Genomic DNA, 4,432 nt, shown 5'->3' with positions numbered 1-4,432 from the left:
CTCGACGCCTTCGCCTGGACGGCGGCCAACACCCGCGCGCGCACCGAGCCCGTGCGCGTGTCCCCGGTCACGGTTCAATGGCGCATGACGCGCGAGGCGTTCGGGTTCTGACCCGTCATTCTTCCTTTGACGTTCACGTCAAAAGGTCTAATCTGCCCGCCGCGCAGAGGAGGCGCGCCATGGGCCTTTTGGTTCTTGTCGGCATTGTCGGTTTCGGCATCGCGCTGATCGTGCTGCTCGTCCATTGGGCGGGCGGGTCGCGCCGGCCGGTGCTGGGCACGCCGGACCAGGTGGCCGAGCGTTACCGGATCGACTTTCCGGACGCCGAGATCGTTCGCTGCCTTGAATCCGCCGATGGCTATGAAGCGTTGCTGGTGCTCGCCGACGGCGGCTTGGGCCTCGTGCACGCGATCGGCTCCAAATCGTTGACACGCCACTATAGGCGCGACGCGTTCGCCGCCATGATCGGCGTTCACGATGACGCGTCGCTGGCCTTCGATCCGCACGAGATGACGCTGCCGCCCCTGGTCATACGCTTCGAAACGCCCGAAAGGCGGGCCGAGGCGATGGCGGCGCTCGGCCTTGCCGCACCGCCGGTTCCGGAGGCCGCCTGATGGGGTTCGACGCGCTGATCCCCGACTATCCGGACGTCACGCAGGTGGCGATTCCCTTCTTCATCATCGCCATCATCGCCGAGCTCTACCTGCTCAAGCGCTTCCGCGACCGGCGCAAGGCGGGCTTCGAGACGCGCGACACGCTGACCTCGCTTCTGATGGGCACGGGCAATGTCCTCGCCGGGCTGCTGTTCGGCTTCATCGCCTTCGGCGTTCTGATGTGGGCTTGGCGGTTCCGCGTCCATGATTTCGGCTTTTCGTGGTGGGCGGTGCTTTTGTGCTTCATCCTCGATGATCTGCGCTATTACTGGTATCACCGGATCGCGCACCGCTCGCGCTGGGTCTGGGCCGAGCATGTCAACCACCATTCCTCGCAGCACTACAATCTGTCGACCGCGCTGCGGCAGAGCTGGACGGGCACCTTCACCGGCATGTTCATCCTGCGCGTGCCGCTGGTATTGGTCGGCTTTCATCCGGTTATGATCGCCTTTGTCGGCGGGCTCAACCTCGTCTACCAGTTCTGGATCCACACCGAGGCCATCGGCAGGATGTGGAAGCCGATCGAGGCGGTCTTCAACACGCCCTCGCACCATCGCGTCCACCATGCCACCAATCCGCGCTATCTGGACGCCAATTATGCCGGCACGCTGATCGTCTGGGACCGCATGTTCGGCACCTTCGTGGCGGAACTGGACGAGGACATGCCGCGCTACGGCCTGGTCAGGAACATCGGCACGTTCAACCCGATCAAGGTCGCGTTCCACGAATGGTGGGCGATGTTCGCCGACGCGGCCCGGCCCGGACTGACGCTGCGCCAGCGCATCGGCTATCTGGTGATGCCGCCGGGCTGGAGCCATGACGGCAGCCGGCTGGACACCGGGCGGATCAAGGCCGACTTCGTGCGCCGCCATCCCGGGGAAGCGGGAAAGCCCGGCCTGCCGTCTCTGGCGGATGCGGATGCCACGTCCCCGCCGGCCCGCGCGCCGGGCCAATAGAACGGTTATAATCCTGTTGTGCGCTTTCCAGCCGGCGCGCCTCGGCATAGTCTCTCAAGGCGCACCGATCGCGCCAAGGGGAGCGGAAGAATGACGACAAAGGACGATGTGCTGCGCGCGGGCGTGGCGAGCGAGGATGTGCCGTTCGTGGTGGCGATGGCCGGCAATGGCGACGGTATCACCTATTCGGGCGCCGCGGGCGAGGCGAAGGCGGGCCGGCCCGCCGCCGAGGATACGGTGTTCCGCATCTTCTCGATGACCAAGGCGGTGGGCTCGACCGCCGCGATGATCCTCATCGACCGGGGCAAGCTCGATCCGGACACGCCGGTCGAGGACATCATCCCCGATTTCGGGCAGATCCGGGTGCTCGACGGGTTCGACGGCGACACGCCGGTCCTGCGCGCGCCGACGACCAAGGCGACGGTGCGCCATCTGGCGACCCACACATCGGGCCTGGCCTACGAGTTCTGGAACACCGATGTGCCGCGCTACATGGAACTGACCGGCCATCCGACGGTGCTGTCCGGCACGCGCCAGGCGCTGTTCTATCCGATGGTCTGCGATCCGGGCACGCGCTGGGAGTATGGTCCGAGCACCGACTGGCTGGGCCAGGTCGTCGAGGCGGTCGACGGGCGCCGCATCGACCGGTTCTGCCAGGAGGAACTGTTCGATCCGCTTGGCATGACCGACACGGCGTTCGAGCCCGACCGTTTGGCCGGCCGGCTCGCCGAGGTGTCGATGCGCGGCGAGGATGGCCGTTTCGAGCCGTTCGAGCTGGTTCCGCCGCCGCAGCCGGAAGTCTATGGCATGGGCCATGCGCTCTATTCGACCGCGCCCGACTATATGCGCTTCTTGCGCATGTTCCTGAACGGGGGACGGCTCGACGGCAACCGGGTGCTCAGCGAAGCGGGCGTTGCCGCCATGCTCGCCGACAATATGAACGGTCTGGCCTTCGAGAAGATGGTGACCGCCGCGCCGGCGCTGACCGCCGATTGCGATCCGATGCCGGGCATCCGCAAGACCCACGGTTTCGGCTTCCTGCGCAACGAGGCGGACGTGCCGGGCATGCGTGCGGCCGGCTCCCAAGGCTGGGCCGGCGTGTGCAACACCCACTGCTGGTTCGACCCGACGCGCGATGTGGCCGCCGTGATCATGACGCAATCCCTGCCGTTCGTGGAGCCGCGCTACATGGCGCTCTACGAGGCGTTCGAACGGGCGGTCTATGCGGAACGGTAGGGGTCCGCGACCTATGCGGGGTTGCCGTCGAAGGCGGCCTCCACGTCGCGGCCGCGATAGAACACATTGGTGATGACGATCCGGTCGGCTTCGGCGCGATAGGCGATCAGCGCGCTCTTCTCGAACGGCACGGTCCTGACGCCCGGCGCCAGATCGTCGCGCGCCTTTCCGCCATGGGGCGCATCGCCGATCTTCTGGCATCGCGCTTCGATGCGTTTGACGAAACCATCTGCGACGTGTGCTGACCGGCTGCGGTCAAAGACGAACGTGTAGATCAATTTGAGGTCTTCGATTGCGCTCTTGGCCAGCCGAACATCAAGCCGCTTCATCGGCGTTCTTGGCTTTGTACTCCTCGGCGTGTGCACGGATTTCGTCGAAAGCTTCCTTCAGCGGCACGGGCGGGCGCGGATCGTCGATCGACGCCTTCACGCGCGCGCGCAGCAGGTCGAGTTCCTGCTGGCGCTTCTCCCACAGCCGCAGAGCGTCGCGGATCACCTCGCTGGCGGACCCGTAATGGCCGGCGTCCACCTGGGCGCGGATGCGCGCCGCCATGGCCGGCGTGATGGTGACGGAGAGCTTCTCGGCGGGCTCGGCCATGTCGGCCTCCAAATGCGGTGTGATTTCATCCTACCACATGACGGATCATCGCCGCCAGCCCGCCAGCCCGCTGGTCCCTGGCGCCGGGCCCGGCTCAGGCCGCCGTGCTCGCGGGCAGTTCGCCGGTATATTCGCCCCGCGCCGGATAGTTCTTCTCGATGGCGAAATCGAGCGCGCCGACCAGTTCGCGGAAATGGGGCCGCACGAAGGGCATGGTCTGCACCGAGCCGTAATAGAGCGTTTGTTCGGGCGTCACCAGGAACAGGCCCGGCTCGGCGAACAGCGCCGGCTCCTCGATGCCGATGGACGTCTTGCCGCGCGACGTCGAGATGTAGAGCCCCCACTCACGCGCCTTGGCGAGCGGCAGGCCATGGCCGAAGCGCAGGTTCTTGTTCTCGATCCTGTCGGCCATGGCGCGCGTGCGCTCCTCGCCGTCGGTGCTGAGCGCCAGAACGCCGACGCCGCGCTCGGCGAAGGCCGGCGCCTGCTTGTCGAACTCGGCCAGATAGCTGGCGCAGATCGGGCAGTGCAGCCCCCGGTAGAAGCAGATCACCGTGCCGCGCTCGCTGTCCTGTTTCGACAGATCGAACGTGCCGTGGTCGAGCGTCGGCACCACGAGATCGGGTACTTTCTGGCGTGGAATGAGCATGATGTCCCCCATGGTCGGTCAATGACCGGCGTACCAAGCACCGCGACGCCGGCATATTCAAGTCACGGATCGGTGAGCGGGGCTATTGCGCCGCCACCGGCGTCGCGATCCCGAGCCAGGCGCTCGCATCGGCCATCGCGCGCGACGTGATGGCGCGCTTTTTCGCCACCGCCTTGTCCTTGCCGCGGAACCGGCCGATATGATCGGCTGGCTTGCGGACGGCGCCGGCTTCGAGCGGCGGGAACAGGCCGAAATTGACGTTCATGGGCTGGAAGGAGCGCTTGCCGGGCTCGTCGTCGGCGGTCAGATGGCCGCCGGTAATGTGGTTCAGCAGCGCGCCG

The 4,432-nt window shown here is 66.4% G+C and carries 6 protein-coding genes and 1 pseudogene; 3 read left to right on the top strand and 4 right to left on the bottom strand.

Annotated features, from left to right (window positions below; genetic code table 11):
- Positions 1–179 precede the first annotated feature (179 nt).
- The 3 genes from AC5E6L_RS14365 (at position 180) to AC5E6L_RS14355 (ending at position 2,845) form a co-directional block, all read left to right on the top strand.
- Complete coding sequence (locus tag AC5E6L_RS14365; protein WP_491774191.1) at positions 180–614, top strand: hypothetical protein; 435 nt, start codon at positions 180–182, stop codon at positions 612–614.
- Positions 614–1,609 (top strand): sterol desaturase family protein, encoded by a 996-nt coding sequence (locus tag AC5E6L_RS14360; RefSeq protein ID WP_491774189.1) that lies wholly within the window; start codon positions 614–616, stop codon positions 1,607–1,609. Before AC5E6L_RS14365 ends, AC5E6L_RS14360 begins: the two co-directional genes overlap by 1 nt.
- A 90-nt stretch (positions 1,610–1,699) precedes the next feature.
- A complete protein-coding gene (locus AC5E6L_RS14355; protein ID WP_491774187.1) occupies positions 1,700–2,845 on the top strand; it encodes a serine hydrolase domain-containing protein in 1,146 nt (381 codons plus the stop codon).
- A gap of 11 nt (positions 2,846–2,856) precedes the next feature.
- Here the strand turns inward: AC5E6L_RS14355 and AC5E6L_RS14350 are convergent, their stop codons facing one another.
- The 4 genes and pseudogenes from AC5E6L_RS14350 to AC5E6L_RS14335 all read right to left on the bottom strand — a co-directional run.
- Entirely contained in the window at positions 2,857–3,174 is a 318-nt protein-coding gene (locus AC5E6L_RS14350; RefSeq protein WP_491230938.1) for a type II toxin-antitoxin system RelE/ParE family toxin, read from the bottom strand.
- Complete coding sequence (locus AC5E6L_RS14345; protein ID WP_491774184.1) at positions 3,161–3,442, bottom strand: type II toxin-antitoxin system ParD family antitoxin; 282 nt, start codon at positions 3,440–3,442, stop codon at positions 3,161–3,163. The genes AC5E6L_RS14350 and AC5E6L_RS14345 overlap by 14 nt, the downstream gene beginning before the upstream one ends.
- A gap of 94 nt (positions 3,443–3,536) precedes the next feature.
- Positions 3,537–4,091 carry a peroxiredoxin-like family protein gene (locus AC5E6L_RS14340; protein ID WP_491230936.1) on the bottom strand — a complete coding sequence of 185 codons (555 nt, stop codon included), beginning with the start codon at positions 4,089–4,091 and terminating at the stop codon, positions 3,537–3,539.
- 82 nt (positions 4,092–4,173) lie between these two features.
- Positions 4,174–4,432: pseudogene (locus AC5E6L_RS14335) on the bottom strand (methylenetetrahydrofolate--tRNA-(uracil(54)-C(5))-methyltransferase (FADH(2)-oxidizing) TrmFO); the annotation flags it as partial.

It is taken from the genome of Roseitalea sp. (assembly GCF_984466335.1).
This window is presented reverse-complemented; position numbering and strand designations above follow the sequence as displayed.

Excerpts from the sequence above, each read along its gene's own strand:
- AC5E6L_RS14355 (WP_491774187.1), top strand. The coding sequence starts at position 1,700 with ATGACGACAAAGGACGATGTGCTGCGCGCGGGCGTGGCGAGCGAGGAT.
- AC5E6L_RS14345 (WP_491774184.1), bottom strand. The coding sequence starts at position 3,442 with ATGGCCGAGCCCGCCGAGAAGCTCTCCGTCACCATCACGCCGGCCATG.
- AC5E6L_RS14340 (WP_491230936.1), bottom strand. The coding sequence starts at position 4,091 with ATGCTCATTCCACGCCAGAAAGTACCCGATCTCGTGGTGCCGACGCTC.
- AC5E6L_RS14360 (WP_491774189.1), top strand. The coding sequence starts at position 614 with ATGGGGTTCGACGCGCTGATCCCCGACTATCCGGACGTCACGCAGGTG.
- AC5E6L_RS14350 (WP_491230938.1), bottom strand. The coding sequence starts at position 3,174 with ATGAAGCGGCTTGATGTTCGGCTGGCCAAGAGCGCAATCGAAGACCTC.
- AC5E6L_RS14365 (WP_491774191.1), top strand. The coding sequence starts at position 180 with ATGGGCCTTTTGGTTCTTGTCGGCATTGTCGGTTTCGGCATCGCGCTG.